Source organism: Serratia sp. CoH_122_TC_1, assembly GCF_058191755.1.
Genome location: NZ_JBXWLA010000017.1, coordinates 16,116 through 36,615 on the forward strand (window position 1 = coordinate 16,116; position 20,500 = coordinate 36,615).

The 20,500-nt window shown below is 55.2% G+C and carries 25 protein-coding genes; 14 read left to right on the forward strand and 11 right to left on the reverse strand.

Features of this window, described 5'->3' with window-relative positions:
- Positions 1 to 37 precede the first annotated feature (37 nt).
- From AC2FC2_RS20180 to AC2FC2_RS20190, 3 genes are read left to right on the forward strand one after another with little or no spacing between them, the layout of a single operon-like run.
- Positions 38 to 517 (forward strand): tetratricopeptide repeat protein, encoded by a 480-nt coding sequence (locus tag AC2FC2_RS20180; protein WP_490308238.1) that lies wholly within the window; start codon positions 38 to 40, stop codon positions 515 to 517.
- 11 nt (positions 518 to 528) lie between these two features.
- The gene (locus AC2FC2_RS20185; RefSeq protein ID WP_404760763.1) at positions 529 to 960 is read left to right on the forward strand and encodes a GNAT family N-acetyltransferase; all 432 of its coding nucleotides are present in this window, start codon (positions 529 to 531) and stop codon (positions 958 to 960) included.
- A gap of 23 nt (positions 961 to 983) precedes the next feature.
- On the forward strand, positions 984 to 1,304 hold the full coding sequence (locus tag AC2FC2_RS20190; RefSeq protein WP_490659788.1) for an isochorismate lyase: 321 nt from the start codon (positions 984 to 986) through the stop codon (positions 1,302 to 1,304).
- A 103-nt stretch (positions 1,305 to 1,407) separates the two neighbouring features.
- Here the strand turns inward: AC2FC2_RS20190 and AC2FC2_RS20195 are convergent, their stop codons facing one another.
- The gene (locus AC2FC2_RS20195) at positions 1,408 to 1,833 is read right to left on the reverse strand and encodes a GNAT family N-acetyltransferase (protein ID WP_209638169.1); all 426 of its coding nucleotides are present in this window, start codon (positions 1,831 to 1,833) and stop codon (positions 1,408 to 1,410) included.
- Positions 1,834 to 2,064: 231 nt separating this feature from the next.
- Here AC2FC2_RS20195 and AC2FC2_RS20200 point away from each other — a divergent pair, with 231 nt between their 5' ends.
- Genes AC2FC2_RS20200 through AC2FC2_RS20215 form a run of 4 tightly spaced genes read left to right on the forward strand, consistent with a single transcriptional unit; the run spans position 2,065 to position 4,413 of the window.
- Entirely contained in the window at positions 2,065 to 2,430 is a 366-nt protein-coding gene (locus tag AC2FC2_RS20200) for an ArsC family reductase (protein WP_490659789.1), read from the forward strand.
- Positions 2,427 to 3,554, forward strand: coding sequence for a succinyl-diaminopimelate desuccinylase (gene dapE, locus AC2FC2_RS20205; RefSeq protein ID WP_209638173.1), 1,128 nt, complete (start codon positions 2,427 to 2,429; stop codon positions 3,552 to 3,554). Before AC2FC2_RS20200 ends, dapE begins: the two co-directional genes overlap by 4 nt.
- On the forward strand, positions 3,551 to 4,225 hold the full coding sequence (locus AC2FC2_RS20210) for a M15 family metallopeptidase (protein ID WP_265555438.1): 675 nt from the start codon (positions 3,551 to 3,553) through the stop codon (positions 4,223 to 4,225). The genes dapE and AC2FC2_RS20210 overlap by 4 nt, the downstream gene beginning before the upstream one ends.
- Before the next feature lie 2 nt (positions 4,226 to 4,227).
- Positions 4,228 to 4,413: a YpfN family protein gene (locus AC2FC2_RS20215; RefSeq protein ID WP_265555436.1), complete on the forward strand. Its 186-nt coding sequence runs from the start codon at positions 4,228 to 4,230 to the stop codon at positions 4,411 to 4,413.
- Between the two features lie 28 nt (positions 4,414 to 4,441).
- Here AC2FC2_RS20215 and ypfH read toward each other — a convergent pair whose 3' ends face one another.
- From ypfH to dapA, 6 genes are all read right to left on the reverse strand, one after another.
- Positions 4,442 to 5,131 carry an esterase gene (gene ypfH / locus AC2FC2_RS20220; RefSeq protein WP_490659790.1) on the reverse strand — a complete coding sequence of 230 codons (690 nt, stop codon included), beginning with the start codon at positions 5,129 to 5,131 and terminating at the stop codon, positions 4,442 to 4,444.
- A 116-nt stretch (positions 5,132 to 5,247) separates the two neighbouring features.
- A complete protein-coding gene (locus tag AC2FC2_RS20225) occupies positions 5,248 to 7,248 on the reverse strand; it encodes a tRNA(Met) cytidine acetyltransferase TmcA (RefSeq protein ID WP_490659851.1) in 2,001 nt (666 codons plus the stop codon).
- Positions 7,249 to 7,360: 112 nt separating this feature from the next.
- Positions 7,361 to 8,227, reverse strand: coding sequence for a KPN_02809 family neutral zinc metallopeptidase (gene ypfJ, locus AC2FC2_RS20230; protein WP_404760760.1), 867 nt, complete (start codon positions 8,225 to 8,227; stop codon positions 7,361 to 7,363).
- A gap of 164 nt (positions 8,228 to 8,391) precedes the next feature.
- Entirely contained in the window at positions 8,392 to 9,105 is a 714-nt protein-coding gene (purC, locus tag AC2FC2_RS20235) for a phosphoribosylaminoimidazolesuccinocarboxamide synthase (RefSeq protein ID WP_004951825.1), read from the reverse strand.
- Positions 9,106 to 9,351: 246 nt separating this feature from the next.
- Positions 9,352 to 10,404, reverse strand: a complete 1,053-nt coding sequence (gene bamC / locus AC2FC2_RS20240; protein ID WP_209638183.1) for an outer membrane protein assembly factor BamC — start codon at positions 10,402 to 10,404, stop codon at positions 9,352 to 9,354.
- A 16-nt stretch (positions 10,405 to 10,420) separates the two neighbouring features.
- Positions 10,421 to 11,302, reverse strand: a complete 882-nt coding sequence (dapA, locus tag AC2FC2_RS20245) for a 4-hydroxy-tetrahydrodipicolinate synthase (RefSeq protein ID WP_209638185.1) — start codon at positions 11,300 to 11,302, stop codon at positions 10,421 to 10,423.
- Positions 11,303 to 11,412: 110 nt separating this feature from the next.
- Here dapA and AC2FC2_RS20250 point away from each other — a divergent pair, with 110 nt between their 5' ends.
- Together AC2FC2_RS20250 and bcp are read left to right on the forward strand one after the other, a co-directional pair.
- Positions 11,413 to 12,018 carry a glycine cleavage system transcriptional repressor gene (locus AC2FC2_RS20250; protein WP_209638578.1) on the forward strand — a complete coding sequence of 202 codons (606 nt, stop codon included), beginning with the start codon at positions 11,413 to 11,415 and terminating at the stop codon, positions 12,016 to 12,018.
- Positions 12,019 to 12,020: 2 nt separating this feature from the next.
- Positions 12,021 to 12,485 carry a thioredoxin-dependent thiol peroxidase gene (gene bcp, locus AC2FC2_RS20255; RefSeq protein WP_209638187.1) on the forward strand — a complete coding sequence of 155 codons (465 nt, stop codon included), beginning with the start codon at positions 12,021 to 12,023 and terminating at the stop codon, positions 12,483 to 12,485.
- Positions 12,486 to 12,539: 54 nt separating this feature from the next.
- On the opposite strand, the gene AC2FC2_RS20260 is transcribed toward bcp, so the two are convergent.
- Entirely contained in the window at positions 12,540 to 13,610 is a 1,071-nt protein-coding gene (locus tag AC2FC2_RS20260; protein ID WP_037424464.1) for an AI-2E family transporter, read from the reverse strand.
- 298 nt (positions 13,611 to 13,908) lie between these two features.
- Between AC2FC2_RS20260 and AC2FC2_RS20265 the strand changes: the two genes are divergently transcribed.
- Entirely contained in the window at positions 13,909 to 14,337 is a 429-nt protein-coding gene (locus tag AC2FC2_RS20265) for a TOBE domain-containing protein (protein WP_209638189.1), read from the forward strand.
- A 379-nt stretch (positions 14,338 to 14,716) separates the two neighbouring features.
- Here the strand turns inward: AC2FC2_RS20265 and AC2FC2_RS20270 are convergent, their stop codons facing one another.
- Positions 14,717 to 15,334 carry a LysE family translocator gene (locus AC2FC2_RS20270; RefSeq protein WP_490659791.1) on the reverse strand — a complete coding sequence of 206 codons (618 nt, stop codon included), beginning with the start codon at positions 15,332 to 15,334 and terminating at the stop codon, positions 14,717 to 14,719.
- Positions 15,335 to 15,519: 185 nt separating this feature from the next.
- On the opposite strand from AC2FC2_RS20270, the gene AC2FC2_RS20275 reads away from it, so the two are divergent.
- Both AC2FC2_RS20275 and AC2FC2_RS20280 read left to right on the forward strand, forming a co-directional pair.
- Positions 15,520 to 15,975 carry an Lrp/AsnC family transcriptional regulator gene (locus AC2FC2_RS20275; protein ID WP_186427281.1) on the forward strand — a complete coding sequence of 152 codons (456 nt, stop codon included), beginning with the start codon at positions 15,520 to 15,522 and terminating at the stop codon, positions 15,973 to 15,975.
- 29 nt (positions 15,976 to 16,004) lie between these two features.
- The gene (locus AC2FC2_RS20280; RefSeq protein WP_209638192.1) at positions 16,005 to 16,211 is read left to right on the forward strand and encodes a DUF2767 family protein; all 207 of its coding nucleotides are present in this window, start codon (positions 16,005 to 16,007) and stop codon (positions 16,209 to 16,211) included.
- A gap of 144 nt (positions 16,212 to 16,355) precedes the next feature.
- Here AC2FC2_RS20280 and AC2FC2_RS20285 read toward each other — a convergent pair whose 3' ends face one another.
- Positions 16,356 to 17,564, reverse strand: coding sequence for an NAD(P)/FAD-dependent oxidoreductase (locus tag AC2FC2_RS20285; protein WP_490308244.1), 1,209 nt, complete (start codon positions 17,562 to 17,564; stop codon positions 16,356 to 16,358).
- Positions 17,565 to 17,722: 158 nt separating this feature from the next.
- Positions 17,723 to 18,265 carry an RrF2 family transcriptional regulator gene (locus tag AC2FC2_RS20290; protein WP_209638197.1) on the reverse strand — a complete coding sequence of 181 codons (543 nt, stop codon included), beginning with the start codon at positions 18,263 to 18,265 and terminating at the stop codon, positions 17,723 to 17,725.
- 370 nt (positions 18,266 to 18,635) lie between these two features.
- Here AC2FC2_RS20290 and bepA point away from each other — a divergent pair, with 370 nt between their 5' ends.
- Complete coding sequence (gene bepA / locus AC2FC2_RS20295; RefSeq protein ID WP_209638199.1) at positions 18,636 to 20,105, forward strand: beta-barrel assembly-enhancing protease; 1,470 nt, start codon at positions 18,636 to 18,638, stop codon at positions 20,103 to 20,105.
- 20 nt (positions 20,106 to 20,125) lie between these two features.
- Entirely contained in the window at positions 20,126 to 20,479 is a 354-nt protein-coding gene (gene arsC / locus AC2FC2_RS20300) for an arsenate reductase (glutaredoxin) (protein ID WP_209638201.1), read from the forward strand.
- Positions 20,480 to 20,500 lie beyond the last annotated feature (21 nt).

A 20,500-nucleotide genomic window follows, 5' to 3' on the forward strand; every position in this document is an offset into this window, starting at 1 on the left:
AGGTATCAAAAAACCCCCACGTCTCTGAGGCCATGTCATGTCCCCTACGCTGACCATCGAACAATTGAAAGAATTGGGCCGTTACCAAGAAGCCACCGAACTTGCGAAACAACAACTTTTGCAAAAGCCGGAAGAAGCCACCCTGCACTACCAACTGGCATGTCTGTATGACGTACAAGGGCTTGAGCAGCAGGCCATTCCTTGTTATCTCTCGGCGCTGGCGCACGGGTTGCCGCCAAAGCAACGGCAAGAAGCCTGGCTTGGCCTGGGCAGCACCTATCGCGCGCTTGGGCTGTATCAGCAATCGCTGACGACCTTCGACGACGGACTCGCCGAATTCCCGCAGGCGAAAGAATTGACCCTGTTCCGCGCCATGACGCTGTACAACCTGGGTGAAACCAAACAGGCTGTAGCAGACCTGTTGCTGTTGCTGGCGGAAACGTCTTCATACAGCGATATCAGCAGTTACCAACGGGCAATCCGCCAATATGCCGCCGATCTGGATCGAATTGGCTAAGCGAGGTCGATATGGAGATAGTCACCGACCCAAACCGTTATGGCGTCGACTGGCAGCAGTTAGCTGAACTCTTGCACGCTGCGGGATTGGGCCAACGAGACCCGCAAGTCCTGCAACGGGTTTATCAGCACAGCCAATTTTGCTATTGGGGCTACTACGATGGCAGGTTGGTCGCCACCGCACATGCGATAAGTGATATGACCTCCGTTGCCTATCTGGCCGATGTGGCTCTCCATCCTGACGTTCAGGGACGGGGATGGGGGCGGCTATTGATGGATCGGGTGATGCAGGATTTGGCACCGCTCGGAAAGGTGTTTATCTACTCGGTGCCCGACAAACTGGATTTCTACAAAAAATACCACTTCCGTGAGCTGACCACCGGCATGGTTTATGCCGACAGCGCGTCATTGGAACGCCTGCAACAGAATGGCTACCTGCGTTGAACTAACCTTAAGGGAACAACTCAATGAACATTGAGAACCGTCTGCTTCCGCAAGAGTGTGCGGATATGAACGATATTCGCGCAGAAATAGATATGATGGATGAAAACATCATCACGCTGATCGCCAAACGTTTCGACTACGTAAAGGCAGCGGCAAAATTCAAGACCAGTCCCGATGCGGTGCGCGCCAAAGAGCGCTTTGACGCCATGCTGTTGCAAAGACGCGTCTGGGCCGAAGAACAAGGTTTGAGCCCGGAAGTGATAGAAAAACTGTATCGCGATCTCGTCACTTACTTTATCGACGAAGAGATGAAGCATTGGTCCAAGGACCAGGACAAAAAGTGAATGCAACGGGGTTTTCTCCCTCATCGACCACGAATGGCCGATGGTGAAAAAAAGTCTGGGTTATCAATTGCGGCAGCTCAGACCATAGCCTTGACCGGAAAAACTACAGCGCCTTCATCATAAAGATACGGTGGGTGCCCGCCGGCAGGCAGGGCACTTCACCAAAGCGCGTCCAGCCATTCAGCTCATAAAATTTCGGTGCCTGGAAACTGAGGGTGTATAACACCGCAGAAACACATCCCCTGCTCCGCCCTTCCCGTTCAAAACGACGCAGCAGTTCGCTGCCCAGCCCCGAACCTCTCAGCGATTTTGGCAGATAAAACAGATCTAAAAACAGCATGCCCAGTGATGAACGTCCGGTGATCCCACCCAACACTGCTCCGCTCACGGAATCTCTCACCACCACGGCCAGCGGGCGTCGGTCGTTGCTACCCGTGATCTCATCGTTGTACTGATTCAAACCCTCAGCGATCAGCGCGTGTATTTCATCAATCGCGCTTTCGGTGATGTCGATACGATATTTATCCATGCTTTTCTTCTTGTGCAGGCAGACTGGGTACCACATTGAGATTAGCAAATAATCCGCCGCGGTAAATTCGGCCGGTGTTTTTTCAGCTTTTCCTCGCCTTTCAGACCATTGGACGGTGGAACTCCCCGCCATTTTTCGGCATTCTGGTCGCTGGCTTTCATTTCACCGCCACCGGCGGTTTACCACCGGCCACACGCGCCGGTGTTGGGTTGCAGAGAAGGTTCTTACTCCATGACGTTAACCATGTACGGCATCAAAAATTGTGACACCATCAAAAAAGCGCGCCGCTGGCTGGAAGAACAGGGTGTGGCTTATCAATTTCACGACTACCGCGCAGACGGGCTGGACGAACAGCAGCTGCGTGGTTTTGTCGATATTTTGGGCTGGGAGCCGCTGCTGAATACCCGCGGCACCACCTGGCGCAAACTGGACGAAGCGCAGCGTAACGCCTGCGACAATCCCGATGCAGCCATCGCGCTGATGCTGTCCCAACCGGCCATCATCAAGCGTCCGTTGCTGATCGACAGCAAAGGTCATGCTCTGCTCGGCTTCAACGCCGAGGGTTATCAGCAATTTATTTCCGAGGTGGCAGCATGATTTGCCCGGTGATCGAACTGGCCCAACAGCTGATCAAACGCCCTTCTCTCAGCCCACATGACGAAGGCTGCCAGGCGCTAATGATTGAACGTCTCGAAGCCATCGGTTTTACCGTTGAGCCCATGCCTTTCGGCGACACCCTGAATTTCTGGGCCTGGCGCGGCGAGGGGCAAACCCTGGCGTTTGCCGGCCACACTGACGTGGTGCCGACCGGCGACGAAAAACGCTGGGACAACCCGCCATTTGAACCGACCATCCGCGACGGTATGCTGTATGGCCGCGGCGCGGCGGACATGAAAGGTTCACTAGCGGCCATGGTAGTTGCAGCCGAACGCTTTGTCGCGGCTAACCCGCACCATCAGGGGCGTCTGGCATTCCTGATCACCTCTGATGAAGAGGCCAGCGCTACGCACGGCACGGTGAAAGTGGTAGAAGCCCTGATGGCACGCAACGAGCGTCTTGATTACTGCCTGGTTGGCGAGCCGTCCAGCACCGAACGCGTCGGCGACGTGGTGAAAAACGGCCGCCGCGGCTCAATCACTGCTAACCTGCACATTCACGGCATTCAGGGCCACGTCGCCTACCCGCACCTGGCGGATAACCCAGTACATCGTGCCATGCCGGCGCTTAATGAACTGGTGGCCATTGAGTGGGACCACGGCAATGAATTCTTCCCGCCAACCAGTATGCAGATCGCCAACGTGCAGGCCGGCACGGGCAGCAACAACGTGATCCCGGGCGAGATGTTCGTCCAGTTCAACTTCCGTTTCAGCACTGAATCGACTGATGCCACGATCAAACAACGCGTAGAAGAGTTGCTCGAACGCCATCAGCTGAACTACAGCATCGAATGGCGTCTGTCGGGTCACCCTTTCCTGACCGCGCGCGGGGCGTTGGTAGACGCGGTGGTGAATGCCGTCGAACACTATTCCGAACTGACACCGCAATTGCTGACCACTGGCGGAACCTCCGACGGCCGCTTTATCGCCCAAATGGGCGCGCAGGTAGTTGAGTTGGGGCCAGTCAATGCGACTATCCATAAAGTTAACGAATGTGTACACGCGGCTGACCTACAATTACTGAGTCGCATGTATCAACGCATCATGGAGCAATTAGTCGCATGATCACGCCAGAAATGCTGACTGGGCGCTCGACTGACCACCTGGCGCCGCTTAGCGGTCACCACCGCCTGCAACCCGCAGCGGTCGCGGCGTTCCTTGCCATGCAACAGGCGGCGCTCGAAGCCGGGTTTAGTCTACAGCCCGCCAGCACATTTCGTGATTTTGAACGGCAACAGGCGATCTGGAATGGCAAATTCTGCGGGGAGCGGCCAGTATTAGATAAGGACAGTCGGCCTATCGACATCACGCCGCTGTCCGCGGCAGAACGTTGCGAGGCGATCTTACGCTGGTCGGCTTTACCGGGCGCCAGCCGCCATCACTGGGGCAGCGATCTGGACGTTTACGATCCCTCTCTGTTGCCCGCTGGGCAGAAGTTGCAACTGGAACCCTGGGAATACGAACAAGGCGGCTACTTTTATCCACTCAACCAGTGGATGACGGATCATATGGCCGAATTTGGCTTTTACCGTCCGTTCACCGAAGAGGGTGACGGCGTGGCGGTGGAGCCTTGGCATTTGAGCTACCGCCCACTGGCGCGCGAGGCTGAACATTTGCTGACGCCAGCACTGTTGCTGGCAGCCTGGAAAGATAAGGACGTTGCCGGTGCAGCATGGCTTGAAGAGCATCTGCCATCGATATTTTCGCGTTTTATACGCACTGAAGGAAAGGAGTAAATATGGAATGGTTAGCTGACTATTGGTGGATAATCTTGCTGATTCTCGTCGGGATGATCATCAGTGGGATCAAAGAGCTACGTCGCGTTGACGTCAAACGCTATCTGGCCGATAAGCCGGAACTCCCCCCTCACCGCGATAACAACGCCGAGTGGGATGATGAAGACGATTGGCCGAAGAAAAAATGATATCAGGGCGCGTAATGCGCCCTGACGTTTACTTGAAGGCGATTAAATCGCCCCGCTTACCAAACAAAGCCTCTTCCCAGTAACGTTGTGGCACGTAATAGTGCAGTCGTTCGAGGGCGCTATTCATCATCGCCTGATTAATGGCATGCCCAACGTCATCCACGACATCCAACGTGACGTCGACGCCCTTGGCCTGCAGCCGTTCTGCCGCCTCCCTGGCGTGCTGCACTGCAATTACCGCATCTTGTTCACCGTGGATCAAATGCACCACGCTCTCACCCAATGCCTGCTCCGGCAAGCTGGCAAAACGCCCACTGAAAGCCACCACGCGGCCAGCAAGTTTGGGTTCTACCTTCAAGGCTTCCAGCGCCATGATTGATCCTTGAGAAAAACCTATCAGCGCGGTGCCCGCATCATTCACGCCACTGTGTTTCTGCCAGTAACGTACGGTTTCGACAAACTGCGGCATGACGTCTGCGATGCGCTCGGCGCGGTTATCTTCCGTCACACCCTGTACCGAAAACCACTGGCGACCACTGCCGTTCCCGAAGGGGAAAGGGCCGCCGATGCTCACCACCAACGCCTGCGGAAAATCCTTGGCGAAGTAACTGCCAATCTCACCCATCGCGACCGGGGTGTCGCCGACACCGTGAAACAGCAGGATCAGCTGCGCAGCCGGGGTTGCCGGGCTTTGGACAACGAAATGCTCATGTTTCATCGGTGACTCCTTCATTCATCAGATTCTGCCCAGTACCCAGTGTCCGGGTTTCTGCCAGCTACTATACGCCGCTGAGGAATCAGGAAAATCGGGTTTTATTGAGTAACATCTTCAATTTATTCCAACGATTGAGACCAGTCGTGCCAACGCAGGCAGTGCTGTGCATCAAGCTGTTCGAGGGCCAAACCCGCCTCTTGCCGCCAACGACGCAACAAGGCTTTCTGTCCGCTGCAACCCAGCTGTACCACGCAGGCTATTGGCGTTGCTTGTTGCTGCAAATGCAGACGCAAAGCGGGCAGCGGTAAGGTGCTGGCTAACAATAAACGCTGTAGCGCGCCCAGACTGGCCTCGAGTGGCCGGTGGGCGAAAGCAAACCCGGCCAGCTCGCGCCAGTCGTCCTCACCCAGTTGTGTATCGCCATCATCACCGGTGATCTCCAGTTGCAGATTGATACGTGGCTGCAACCAGCGCCAATCACGTGCAAGATGCTTATGGGCCGCATGTTGCAGCGCTTCACCCTGTTCGGTTAACGGCAGGATCGCCATGGCGGTGTAGCAACCGCTGCTGGCCTCGGTTTTGCTACCGATGCGTACCAGCTCAAAACCACAGGATTGCCAAAATCGCCACAGCGGCTCGGTGTAACCAAAACTGACCGAAAGGTAATCCAGCCCCTGCGCTTGCTGGCGTTGCTCCGCTATCATGCGGCGAGCAATGCCCTGCTGGCGTAATGCAGGTAACACCGCAATGCGGGTAATACGCCGTGAACGCAACGTCGGCGCCCACCACTGCCCGCCATGCGCCGCCAGCGATTGTGCCACCAGATTGCCGCGTGGCCGCCGTCGCCCCGCCCAGACGTCATGAGCCAGCTCGGCGCTCAATCCGCCTTCCTCTACCAGCCACAGTGCACCGACGACGTTGTCCTCCACCTGCGCCATGGCGAAATGCATGCCGGGGGCATCCATCAGCCGCCGTAAATCGAGCGGCGAGGTGCGATAGTGGGCACTGCTCAATAAGGCATAAAAACGTGCCAGCCGTTGGGGCTCGGCACACAACCCGCGTTGTTCGGTACTGCTGATACTGACCGCCTCACCTGAGGCCTGCCAGGGGGATTGCTCGGTGAACAGTAACGCGTTATCTATTACGCGCTCCAACGCATCACCGCGAGCCCAACGCATCGGCTGTTCCAACCCCAATGGCTGAAACGCAGGAAGCCCAGCACAAAACTTCAGTAAAAAACCACGGCCGGTGCCTTCATAACCCTGAACCGTGGTGGTCAGCAAAACGCGGGGGAAATGGCTCACCAGGCGTTGCAATAACGGTCCGGGGATCGCCGCCGCTTCATCCACCAGCAGCCAACCTACGTCGCTGACGTCATGTTCACGGCAATGGGCCAGCAGCGCGTCCGGCGCCCAAAATTGAGCACGGCCCTGCGCCCATTCACTGGCGACTTCGGTGGCAGCACGGCTCGGCCCGGTAATCCAACAGGTGAGTGGCGTATTCGCCACCAGCATGCCCGCCACCGTTGATTTACCGCGCCCACGTGCCGCCGTCAGTACCCAAATGCCTGATTCGGCGCCCAACAATTGCGTCAGCAACCTTTGTTGTTCCGTGGTAGGGCGACCATTCGGGGCATGCCAGTCCGGGCGTGACGGCAAGGGCGCCAGAGCCAGCGCCTCTTCCTGTCGCCAGACCGTTACCTCAGTGTCTGACACCAAGTGCTGTTGCAGATGATGAATAAAGTTTGGGGTCGTGATCGGTTGTGGGCAATCGCTCCAGCGCAGGCTGTCATGATCCGGCTGCTGATGCCACTGTCGCCAGGATGGCGTCAATAACAGTAACCAGCTGCCGGCACGTAACGTACCGGCTAATGCTGCCAGCGCTTCAACATCCAAACCGGCTGTTGCGTCAAAGGTCGCGTGCAACCGCTCTTGGCCCAACAGCGTTTTCACCGCGCTACTCGCCAACGCCTGCACGCCCGCGGGCGGGTTTTCCCCCACCCACGGCCAGTCACCCGGTAGCATCGCTGCCAGGTGTTGCGCCTGCTGGCGGCACCATTGCGGTTCGCCACTGAGCACCAGCAGGCGCCTGATGCCCTGCTGCTGCATACGTTGCTGCATTGCCTGTAACAAGGCGGTGTCCCTTATTTACGACGGTGCCACGTCCACAGGTGGGACATAGCCTGATACTCAGACTTAAAAAAATGCCGGAGTCAGGCTCCGGCATAGCATGTTAACGTGATGCGAAGGTGTTGCAGGTGTTAGGATCGCCGCTGTCAAAACCCTGCTTAAACCAGGTATAACGCTGCTGTGAGGTACCGTGGGTAAAACTGTCCGGTACAACACGTCCTTGCCCCTGCTGCTGCAAACGATCATCGCCAATCGCCTGTGCGGCGTTCAACGCTGACTGCAAATCACCCTCTTCCAACATCTGTTGCTTCTCGGCATATTTGCCCCAGACACCGGCAAAACAGTCCGCCTGCAGTTCCATCTTCACCGACAGGCGATTTACTTCCGCCTGGCTGGCGCCCTGCTGCATCTGACGTACTTTCGCTTCAATGCCCAGCAGGTTTTGTACATGGTGGCCGACTTCATGCGCCACCACATAGGCCTGCGCAAAGTCACCGCCGGCACCCAGTTTAGTTTTCATATCCTGATAGAACGACAAATCGATATACACGGTTTTGTCACCCGGGCAATAAAACGGCCCCATTGCCGCCTGGCCCGTACCACAACTGGTGCGCGTTACACCGCGATACATGACCAGTTTAGGCGGCTGGTAGGTTTTCCCCATACGTTGGAAAACGTCTTTCCAGTTATCTTCGGTAGAGGCCAGCACCACCGAGGTAAACTTGGCCAGCTCATCGTCTTTTGGACTGATGCTAGCACTCTGTTGTTGAGTTTGCGGGCTCACGTCACCGCCATTGAGCAACGGCGAAAGATCGACACCGTAATAACCGGCCACCAGCACCACCACTAAAATGACGATACCGCCTTTGCCGCGAGGCACACGGAAACCGCCACCACCGCCACCCAGACCTGAAGACTGCCCGCGACGATCCTCAACATTGTCACTTTCCCGACGCCCTTGCCAACGCATAAGTAAACTCCAGATTAGGTTTTTGTCATGTTACGTTGATCATTATAAATGCTCAGCGGCAGGGGAAATGTAGAATTTTTCTGGAAATGCAGGCAAAACGGCGCAGACGACGAGAAAATGAAGGGAATGACGGGGCCAGATGACCCCGTTTGCAGCGAAAACCCTTAGTCGAGTTTGACGCCAATGCGGCGAGCCACTTCTTCGTAGGCTTCGATCAAACCACCCAGGCTCTGACGGAAGCGGTCTTTGTCCATCTTGTCCAGGGTGTTCTTGTCCCACAGGCGGCTGCCGTCTGGCGAGAACTCATCGCCCAGCACGACTTCACCGTTGAACAGACCGAACTCCAGTTTGAAGTCGACCAGGATCAGACCCGCATCGTCAAACAGCTTGCTCAGCACGTCGTTTGCCTTGTAGCTCAGCTCACGCATGCGTGCCAGGTGCTCTTTGTTCACCCAACCGAAGGTTTCACAATAGGATTCATTGACCATTGGATCGTGCATCGCATCGTTTTTCAGGAACAGGTCGAACAGGGGCGGATTCAACACCAGGCCTTCTTCAATGCCCAGACGCTTCACCAAAGAACCGGCGGCACGGTTACGGATCACACACTCTACCGGCACCATGTCCAACTTTTTCACCAGCACTTCATTGTCTGACAGCAGGCGTTCCATCTGCGTCGGGATGCCAGCTTCTTCCAGTTTGCTCATGATGAAATGGTTGAACTTGTTGTTCACCATGCCTTTGCGATCGAACTGCTCAATACGCTGACCATCCAGTGCTGACGTATCGTTGCGGAATTCCAACACCAGCAGGTCGGGGTTTTCGGTGGTGTAGACGGTTTTTGCCTTTCCGCGATACAGCTCAGCTATTTTTTGCATCTCACTTACTCCAAAAAAATTTTTAAAAACGCTTCAACACACAGGCGTGATATACCCAAAATAATTGGAGTTACAGCAAGGCGGCAAGGGCAGGAGTCCCCGGGAGCTTACTCAAGTAAGTGATCGGGGTGAGTGCACGCAGCCAACACAGCTGTAGCTTCAAGAATGATGGGTATATTGTGCCAAATCTGCGACGCAAACGATACCGTAACCATCAAACAAAAAGGGGCCGAAGCCCCTTTTCCGTTATTTAACGCTGGTTTTACTGAATGCTGCCTGGAATGCCGCAACCAACCCGTCGTTTTGTGACTGGGTCAACGGCTTACCTTTAGGATCGATAAATTGCAGGCTGGTGCGGTTGTTCAAGTCCCCCACCTGCAGTTTGTAATCGCCTTCTTTCAGTTCAGGGTCCTTGGCACCCAACGCATCCCAATCGCTGCCGCTCAGGGATTTGTAGGTCACAGCGACGGTGCCCTGCGGACGGCTGCGGTCACCCACTTTCATCCCCAGTTTTTCCAACGCTGCCGGCAGGCGATCCCACACCACAGTGTACGGGCCACGCACAACCAACATTGGCAGGCCGGTATCATCTGCCGCGCTCTGCACGTCCAGCGCGCCGAAACGATTAGCAGACTGGCTGCTTGCCAGGTTGTCTTGTTTGTCCAGGCCTTCAACGATGGTATTCATCATCATACCGTTGTAGCGCTGAACTTCAGACGGGTCGGTAACCTGATCGGTTTTGCCCTGCTGCTGCAGACCCACGGTTTTAACCACCAGCGCCTGCTGATAACCCTGCTGCTGCACGCTGATCTGGTAGCGGCCTTCGTACTGGTTGTCTTCATCCAGACGGTTCCACTTCACCCAGTCGGTAGTCAGAGTCTGACCGGCGTCTTGGCGTGAGGCTATCGCGATATTTTTCGCCTGCAGCATGCTGACAACGCGTGACCACAGGTTCTGGTTTTGCGGGCTGTTCTCAAGCAGCAGCGTACCGCTGTCGCCAGCATATTGCGCGCGTGAACCGCTCAGCAATGCCAGAGGCTGTACCGGCGGACGAATATCCAGTTGCTTGCCGATCCCGCCTTTCAGTGTGGTAGCCGGAACATCGTAGTTACCGCTTTGCACCGGCAGGATCATACCCGCGGGGGCGTTCAGTGCCTTCAGCGGTGAAGCGTCAAGATACGCTTCATCGCCGCTGACCTGGCGCTTGTAGCGCTGGTCGCTGCTACAGGCCGCCAACATCATAACCAGCGAGATGCCAACGACTTTTGCTACCCTCGACTTTTGCAATGAATAAACCATCAAATTTCCCTTAGAGTTACAGCAAACCGGCGCTTTTCAGTGCGCGTTCCACTACCGGACGGGCAGCGTCGGTCAACGGCGTCATAGGCAGACGCAGCGTATCGGTTGCCATCAATCCCAATGCCTTGCAGGCCCATTTCACCGGAATTGGGTTTGCTTCTACAAACAAATCCTGATGCAACGGCATCAAGCGCTGATTTAAGCGGCGTGCTTGGGCAAAATCGCCCTGCGCTGCCAGCGCGCAAAGTTGCGCCATTTCACGCGCCGCCACGTTGGCCGTCACGGAAATCACCCCTTTGCCGCCCAGTTGCATGAAATCCAGACCGCTGGCGTCATCGCCGCTCAGCAAAATGAAATCTTCATCATCAACCAGCACTTGGATCTGACTTACACGACTTAAGTTCCCTGTTGCCTCTTTAACAGCAACAATATTCTTAATTTTTGCTAAACGCGCAATCACCGGCGGCAGCATGTCACACCCGGTGCGCGAAGGCACGTTATAGAGGATTTGCGGCAGTGCGGTGCTTTCGGCAATCGCCTTGAAGTGCTGATACAGCCCTTCCTGAGTCGGCTTGTTGTAGTACGGCGTGACCGTCAGGCAACCCGCGACACCCGTATTTTCGAAACGCTGCGTCAGAGAAATGGCTTCAGCGGTGGCGTTGGCCCCCGTGCCGGCAATCACCGGAATACGGCCTGCGGCCAGCTCCAGCGTCTGCAATACCACGTCGACATGCTCGTCATGGGCAAGCGTTGCGGACTCACCGGTAGTCCCTACGGAAACGATAGCCGCAGTTCCACTGGCTACATGATAATCAATCAATTTTTTTAGGCTCGCGCGATCGACAGCACCTGTGTCATCCATCGGCGTAACCAGTGCAACAATACTTCCCGTAAACATTGGCCGTCCCCTCCACAAACAAGTCACTCATGGTACTTTTGCTGCCTATCCAAAAGCAAGCAAACAACGGTGTTGTAAGCGCTTGGCAGGCGGTTTTTTTTATGTTTACCATGGTAACCCCATTGAGCACGACAGGAAGCTCCATTTTGCCTAAGCCAGATGAACACTATCTCGTGATTACCGCGCTCGGCGCCGATCGCCCCGGAATCGTCAATGCCATCACTCGTCACGTCAGCAGTTGCGGATGCAATATCGAAGATAGCCGTCTGGCCATGTTGGGTGAAGAATTCACGTTCATCATGCTGCTTTCAGGCAGTTGGAACGCCATTACCCTGATCGAGTCCACCCTGCCGCAAAAAGGCGCAGAACTGGACCTGCTCATTGTAATGAAACGGACCAACTCACACGAAAGGCCGCCGATGCCGGCCACCGTATGGGTACAGGTTGAAGTACAGGACTCCCCACACCTCATCGAGCGTTTTACCGATCTGTTCGACTCCAGCCAGATGAACATTGCCGAGTTGGTGTCCCGCACCCAGCCGGCGGAAGGTGGACTGCCGCCGCAGCTGTATATCCAGATCACGGCACACAGTCCCGGCAATCAAGATGCATCAAATATTGAGCAAGCCTTTCATCGCCTATGTACAGAACTGAAAGCACAAGGCAGTATTAGCGTTGTTAACTATCCACAGCATGATGAGAAAGATGGAGAGTAGTTATGAGCCCATTGAAAGCCGGTGACACAGCGCCGAACTTTAGTTTGCCTGACCAGGACGGTGAGGAAATTAACTTAGCCGACTTCCAAGGACAGCGAGTGCTTGTTTATTTTTATCCCAAGGCGATGACGCCAGGCTGTACCGTACAGGCCTGCGGTTTGCGGGATAACATGGATGACTTGAAAAAAGCCGGTGTCGAAGTGCTTGGCATCAGCACGGATAAACCAGAAAAGCTGTCGCGTTTTGCCGAGAAAGAGTTGTTAAACTTCACCTTGTTATCCGATGAGGATCACCAGGTAGCAGAGCAGTTCGGCGTTTGGGGCGAGAAAACCTTCATGGGGAAAACCTATGATGGCATTCACCGCATCAGCTTCTTGCTCGACGCCAAGGGTAAGGTTGAAAAAGTGTTTGATGATTTCAAGACCACCAATCATCACGATATTGTTCTGAGCTACCTGCAGCAATAATTCTCACGAAGCGCAGCGGCCTGCTGCGCTTCGTTATTTCCCTTCCCGCTTATTCTATTCTTGTTCCGTTTCTACACGCAATTCGTCCGGCCAGGCGTGAATGACGGCCTTCACCAACGTCGCCAACGGGATAGCGAAGAACACACCCCAAAAGCCCCACAACCCACCGAAAATGATCACCGACAGAATGATCACTAACGGGTGCAGATTGACCGCCTCGGAGAACAGTATTGGCACCAACAGGTTACCGTCCAGCCCCTGCACCACAAGATAAGCGACGATCAGCGTCCAGAAATCAGCGCCGATGCCCCATTGGAACATGGCCACCACCACCACGGGAATGGTCACCAGCACTGCACCGATATAGGGGATCAGGACAGAGAACCCCACTAATACCGCCAGCAGCAGCGAATAACGCATGTCCAAAATCACGAACACCAGGTAAGTCGCGACGCCGACAATCACCATCTCCAGCACTTTGCCGCGAATATAATTGGTGATCTGCTGATTCATTTCGAGCCACACCTGCCCGGCCAGCCCGCGATTGCGCGGTAAGACACGCCGCACGGCGTTGAGCATCTGCTCTTTGTCCTTCAGCAGGAAGAACATCATCATCGGTACCAGGATCAGGTAAATTGCCAGCGTAAGCAGCCCCACCAGCGAAGCCAGCGAGAATTTCACGACAGACTCGCCCATACCCGACAGCCGTCCGCGCAGGTTCTCCGCCATCATATCGATGATGCCGGCATCCACCAGCGCCGGATAACGCTTCGGCAACGTCGCGGCAAAGTTATAGAACTGATTGAGCATCCCCGGCAAATCCGTCATCAGGTTGATCCCCTGCTGCCAGGCCGTGGGGGCGACGACAAACACCAACAGCATCGCGATACCGGCAAACATGATCATGACCATGCTCGCCGCCCAGTTACGCGAACACCCAATGCGCTGAAGCCGCGCGGTCGGCCACTCCAACAAATAGGCCAACACGATGGCCACCAACAGCGGGGTCAAAATGCCATGCAAAAAATAGAGAATGAGGAACCCGGCGACCAGGATCACCAACAGCGCAATGGCTTGTGGATCGGTAAAGCGGCGACGGTACCATTGTAATAACATCTCCAGCATCAGAGAGTGCTCCTAGAGGTTTGACTGGCAGGCATTGCGGTTCCTGTGGTGGGGATTTTCTCAATCTATCGACAAACCCCAGCATAAAATGGGGGTTCAAGCGTATGGTTGTACCATGCCGGCCATTTACCATCCAGCATGACCTGCTTTCTTCTGCAAACAGGTATCTGGGCATTCGTGATGACCCGCCCCAATGAAACGTCCCGTAGTTCACACAATATCCCACAGGCATTGGTAAAGAAGATGGAAAATAGCCATTCTGTATGGCAACCCCATTATGTCTGATCCAGGAGAATTTATGTCAGTATCTGCTCGTAACCAGTTATCCGGAATCGTATCCGCAGTTGCCAAAGGCGCCGTCAACGATGAAGTGGAAATCACCCTGCCGGGCGGGGAGAAGCTGGTCGCCATTGTGACTGTCCAAAGCCAGCAATCTCTTGGCCTGGTGACAGGTAAGGAAGCTGTGGCGCTGATCAAGGCGCCTTGGGTCATTTTAGCGTCAGAGGATTGCGGGCTGCGTTTTTCAGCGCGCAATCAATTTGCCGGTACCGTCAACGCCCTAGAACAAGGCGCCGTCAACAGTACGGTGCACATCAAAACTGACGCGGGTTTCACGCTGACATCGGTAATCACCAATGAAAGTCTGCAGGACATGGCGTTGGAAAACGGCTCACGGTTAATCGCGTTGATCAAAGCCTCTTCCGTGCTGCTTGCTGTCAAAGCATAACCGTAGACACCCGTTCAAGCCCGCTGGTACTCAGCCAGGCCTGACGGGCATTTTTCATTCAGTATCGGTAAGCTCAGTGCACGTAGAATTGCCATCAATACCCTACCTTTCTCTGTAGCTACAATGAATGGCAATTGGCTACCACCGGGTAACCCAGCCCCTCAGCGTGACGTTAGCTGATGAAAGACAGTGAACATGATGAGATGAGCACGCGGTTGGGCGCCCGTCGAACGCAAGCACAACGCATAGGCGAAACCGCCATGGACGGCGTTTTCAGGCAAGACAGGCAGGGACGCCTGTCGTAGCCTGCCGTGATGAAGTGAGAGCCGTTGGCGCAGCCAACCGTCTGAGTGGATTTGTTGATGACGGCACCTTCGCATTATTTCAACGCCTGCTCGGCGAACAGCCCAATAGCGATGAGTACCATGGCAGCGCCAGAAAAACGGCTGACAACCCGCGCGGCCTGCGGACGCGCCTGCAATATCGATTGCGAGCCAAAACCCACCAGCAAATAAACTAACCCACAACTGACCAAGTGCAACAAACCCAGCGCGAGGATCTGCATGGGAATTGACCATACGGCATGGGGATCGGTGAACTGCGGCAGCAGAGCCAGAAATAGCAGAAAAACCTTGGGGTTCATGCCACTCACGCAAACCCCTTTACCCGCCCAACGCACCCATGAACCCGAGCTTTGTTTCTCACTGCTGCCGGGCACAGACGGGTGAACCAGCATATTAACGCCAATCCACAGCAGGTAAGCCGCCCCCAAGATAGTGAGCCCCGTCAGAATGAGCGGGTTGCCAGCCACCAGCACACCCACACCCGCCGCCACAATCAAAATGGCCAGCAAGTGTCCAAACAGCAATCCCGCCACGGCAGGCACCACCACCCGGCCACGTATCCCTGCCGATATGACATAGGCCCAGTCCACGCCCGGCGTGATAACAAACAAAATCGAGACGGCCCAAAATGCAGCGAAAATGGCAAGCGTCATGGTTGCGCGCTCCCTTGCCCTGTCATGCGTATTTTCACCTGTTCTTCCTCATTCTGCGGACGTACGCATCACGTAAAAATCGCTCAGTCCGGGCCGTTTAATTATTGGAAAGAATATCTGCAAGGCGTTAAAATGTGTTGCCAATTACTTGCTTGAAAATGGTTAATTTGGGGAGATTTTTCCAAATGGATAAGATAGATCGCAAGATTCTTGCTGAACTACAGGCGGATGGGCGTCAATCTGTTACGGAGCTGGCAGAACGGATCGGGCTTAGCGTTTCCCCCTGCCATCGCCGGGTACGCGCACTGGAAGAGTCTGGCGTGATCCGCGGCTACCGCGCTCAACTTGATCCGGGCAGCCTGGGTTTTAACTTTTCCGCGCTGGTTTTCGTCACCATGCGGGAAGGTGACCGTCATGCTGTCGCGGCCTTTGAGGACGCAATGGTAGATATCCCTCAGGTGGTACAGGCACAAAGGCTGTTCGGTGATCCTGACTACCTGCTGCATGTTATTTCCCGAGATCTGCCGGCTTTTCAGCAATTATATGACGAAAAACTTTCCGCCCTGCCCGGCGTTCAACGCCTCAGTTCTACTTTGGTGATGAAAACCGTCGTGCCTGAGCGCTCTTTTCTGCCGTTGTAGATTTACATCAAAATTAAGAGGAAACAGTTATGAGCAGTGGTTTTGAAGACTCCAAAGCCTTGTACATCGGCATTTGTACCGTGGTCGGCGATGCCTTCCTGGCGTTAGCCAATCAAGAACATGAAACCCAAAAAGCGGACGTGATTAATGAGCTAAAAATAGCCATTACCCGGGAAGGCCGTGATGTCAGTCTGGATGAAGCGCGAGAATTGGCGGTTGAGTGGCTGGAGCGATAGCTCGCCGTACGTTGTGACGAGGCACGTTTAACAACCGCGTAGTCTGCATTACCAGGGCAACTGTTTCACTGCAGGCAGGCCTCTATCGGCTCACCCGGTCACCCTGGTCATAAAAAAGGGGAGCATTTCGCCCCCACAGGCAATTTAAGGCACAATCACAAAGTCCGGATTGGCAATGGCAAACAACGCATCGCGATCCAATGCCGGCGGATAGATCCACTGGGTGTTGATTTCCTGTTTGATCTTTTTGCCCTCTTCACGCGTGAAGCGTACCTGACGGTCCCAGCCTTCGGTGTAGAGTGCGCCCCAAGGGCCAAGATCGAGGCAGGTCACGTACTTTGGTTGGCTATAAGGGTGTGCAAGTAACCCCACCAACTCCGCAGCGGCATTGTGCCCGGCAACACGGCCCAGGCTCATCGCATGCTGGCAGGTCATAAGGTTATGATTGCCCAGTTCGTCGGTCGCTGCCTTGACGGTGTCCCCGGTAACAAAAACCCCCTCAACAGCAGGCGCATGCAGGAATGCATCGCCGAGAATACGCCCGGCACTGTCTCGTTCTCCTGGGATTTGTGCAACCAATGGGTGCGCCCGTACGCCAGCGGCCAATATCACCGTGTTGGTTGCGATGCGCTCACCGGTCGACAGCGTTACGCTGCCTGCATCGATCGCCGTAACACGGGTTCCTGCCCGCGGCTCAACGCCACATTCGTCCAAGGCTTGTCGGATCACGCGGGCGGGTTCAGCCCCCATTCCAGCACCCACTTCTTCCGCGGTATCAACAATCACGACGCGGATATTGGCTTCATTGCCCAGAATGGCACGCAGGCGCATCGGCATTTCTGCTGCGCTTTCCAGCCCGGTGAGCCCACCCCCCACCACCACCACGGTGTTACGCGCCGGGGTTTCCGGTTGTTCTTTCAACGCCTTTAAATGGGCGTCCAACCGCTGCGCGCTTTCCAGCGTATCGACATTGAATCCATACTCGGCAAAACCGGCAACCGGGGGAATAAACAACTGGCTCCCGGTCGCCAGCACCAAACGATCATAAACCAGTGGGTGTTTGTGTCCTTCAGCACTCACTACCTGCAATGTTCTGTTTTCGCTGTCGATCTGCTCAACCAACCCGGCAAAATGGCGGACGCCAATTGCCGCAAGCTGCGCCGAGATGTCCGGACTCATATTTTCCAACACCGCTTCATACAATCTCGGGCGGATGGTGAGATTCGGGGTCGGCGAAACCATCGTCACTTCGACAGCCCCTTCTTTACCCGCAAGCGACACCGCCCGCATGGCGGAAACGGCGGCCCAAAATCCAGCGAAACCAGAACCGGCGATCACTATTTTCTGCGTCATGGAATGACTCCTTCATACACGTTTATCGGGTTGTTGAATCGCCCGAATTATTTTCCAGGCGAGTTGGGCCGTTCCGCCGCCTGTCAACAGGGTGCAGAAGGGCTACCGCCTGTGGCACACAGGCGGGGAAAAAAAGAAGTAGAGGAAATACTGAGACGTTATTGAGGCTTTGCGCGGGCGGGCTTGCCGCTACGCGTCGTGCGTTCACTCATGCGTTCGTCAATCCAGATGTCGATCTCGCCAAAGAACCCCTCTGGTGCCTTGCGCCCGAAGCGAGCGGCAACGGCCCCCAACGTTTGCACTGCCAGCGCATCACGCATGGCCTTTTCGGCCTGCAGCATCACCGCATGGATGGCACACTTGCCGGAAACCGCCCAGTCTGGCGGGCTGTCGTCAAACACCGCACAACGGCCACGCACCTCCTGGCAGTCAAACAGCGGCTTGTGCCCTTCAATCGCGTCAATGATCTCCAGAAAAGTGATGTCATCCGCAGGACGAGCCAGTCGATAACCGCCGCGCACGCCTTCACTTGCGGCGACAATCCCTGCCTTCTCCAGCTTAGGGAAGATTTTGGCGAGAAAACTGGGTGAAATCCCCTGCAGTTCTGCAAGATCGCGGCTGCTGAGTGCGCGCTGATTTTCACCGACCAGCCAAAGTAAACAATGGATGCCGTATTCAACGCTGGTAGTTATGTATGCCATGTGGGTTTGAGCTGCACGTATGAATTCAATAACGCAGACTATATTAGTCCACGTTTTTCTTGTCAATTAAAACACGGACAAAGTTAGTCTTTGTTTTTATCAGACCGACTGAACGACGCAAGTTCAAGATCACACCAGAGAGATTCAGAAATGAAAAATAAAGCATTTCTGCTCGATTATTGCCGTACAGACGTTTCCTTGTCGCTTTCGGCTGACTATGATGTTATCTGCCAACAGGCCGCCATAACCCAGGCATTTTTGTGAGCTAACCCGCTTTCGTGCTGATTGTTCTGGTAAGCCCGGTAGGTAAGAAGAACTCTTAGGTAATGCTGACGTCTTAGAAATGACTCTTTAAGGGAAAGGCCTGACTATGACCACCCGGTTGACCAAAACAGCGATTGCAGTACTGTTGCTTGGCACACTCAACGCCACAGCGATGGCGCCGGTGCAGGCGGAAACCCAGGATCAACTGCCTGATATGGGCACTTCTGCGGGCGGTACCCTGAGCATTGGCCAAGAAATGGCGATGGGTGATTTTTACGTTCGTCAGCTTCGTGCCAGCGCACCGCTGATCAATGACCCACTGCTGACCCAATATATCAACCAGTTGGGCAACCGACTGGTGGGGAGTGCCTATTCAGTGCGTACGCCCTTCCATTTCTATCTGGTACGCAACGACGAAATCAACGCCTTCGCCTTCTTTGGCGGCAACGTGGTGTTGCACTCTGCCCTGTTCCGCGAAACCGATAACGAAAGCCAGTTGGCGTCAGTCTTGGCGCATGAAATCTCACACGTCACCCAGCGTCACCTGGCGCGAGCCATGGAAGATCAACAACGCAACGCCCCGCTGACGTGGGTCGGTGCGCTTGGCTCTATCTTGCTGGCCATGGCCAACCCGACCATGGGGATGGCGGCGCTGAGCGGCACCTTGGCCGGCACGCAGCAAGGTATGATCAGCTTTACCCAATCAAATGAGCAAGAAGCTGACCGCATCGGCATTCAGGTGCTGCAACGTGCCGGTTTTGATCCGGAAGCCATGCCCGACTTCCTGCAAAAACTGTCTGACCAGTCGCGTTACGCCTCAAAACCGCCGGAAATGCTGCTAACTCACCCCTTGCCCGACAGCCGCCTGTCCGACGCGCGCAACCGTGCCAACCAAATGCCTAAGCACCTGGTACAGTCCACGCAGGACTACCTGATGGCCAAGGTCCGTTCACTGGGCATGTACAGTTCAGAGGGTTATGGCCTGCGCGAAGAGTTGCTCGATACTTACAGCAAAGGCAACGTGCGCGAACAGATGGCCGCCAAATATGGCCGCGCTATCCTGTTTTATGAGGCGAAAAAGTATGATGATGCCCGTAACATTATTCAGCCACTGCTGGCACAAGACCCGAAAAACGTCTGGCTGCTCGATCTGATGACCGACATTGATCTTGGGCAGAAGCGTGCGCCACAGGCCATTGCGCGCCTGCAAGCCGCCAATGCTGCCCAGAGCAATAACCCGGTGCTGCAGCTCAACCTGGCGAACGCCTATGTTGAAGGCAACCAACCGGCACAGGCGTCAAAAATTCTTAACCGCTATACCTTCGCCCACCCGGACGATCCCAATGCCTGGGATCTGCTTGCTCAGGCCAGCGCCGCACAAGGTCTGCGCGATGAAGAGCTTTCTGCCCGCGCCGAAAGCCTGGCGCTGACCGGCCGTCTCGATCAGGCCATCGGCCTGCTCAGCAACGCCAGTTCGTTGCAAAAACTCGGCAGCCTGAAACAGGCGCGTTATGATGCGCGCATCGACCAATTGCGCCAGTTGCAAGAGCGTTTCCGCCAGTACCAGCGCAGCTGATTTTGAAAAGGATGAGTTCAATGAAAAACGTCACGATTTACCACAATCCACGCTGCTCTAAGAGCCGTGAAACCCTGGCACTGCTGGAACAACAGGGCATAACGCCTGACGTGGTACTATATTTGGAGACACCGCCATCGGTAGCCCAACTAAAAAAACTGCTGAAAGAGCTGGGTTTCACCTCGGCTCGCGAGCTGATGCGTAAAAAAGAAGAGTTGTACAAGGAATTGAAGCTGGCAGATGAAAGCCTGAGCGAAGACCAGCTGTTAGCCGCTATGGTAGCGAACCCAAAGCTGATCGAACGTCCTATCGTGGTCAAGGGCAGTAAAGCGCGTATCGGCCGGCCACCGGAGCACGTGCTGGACATTCTCTAAGCAGGATAATGGGCACTGACG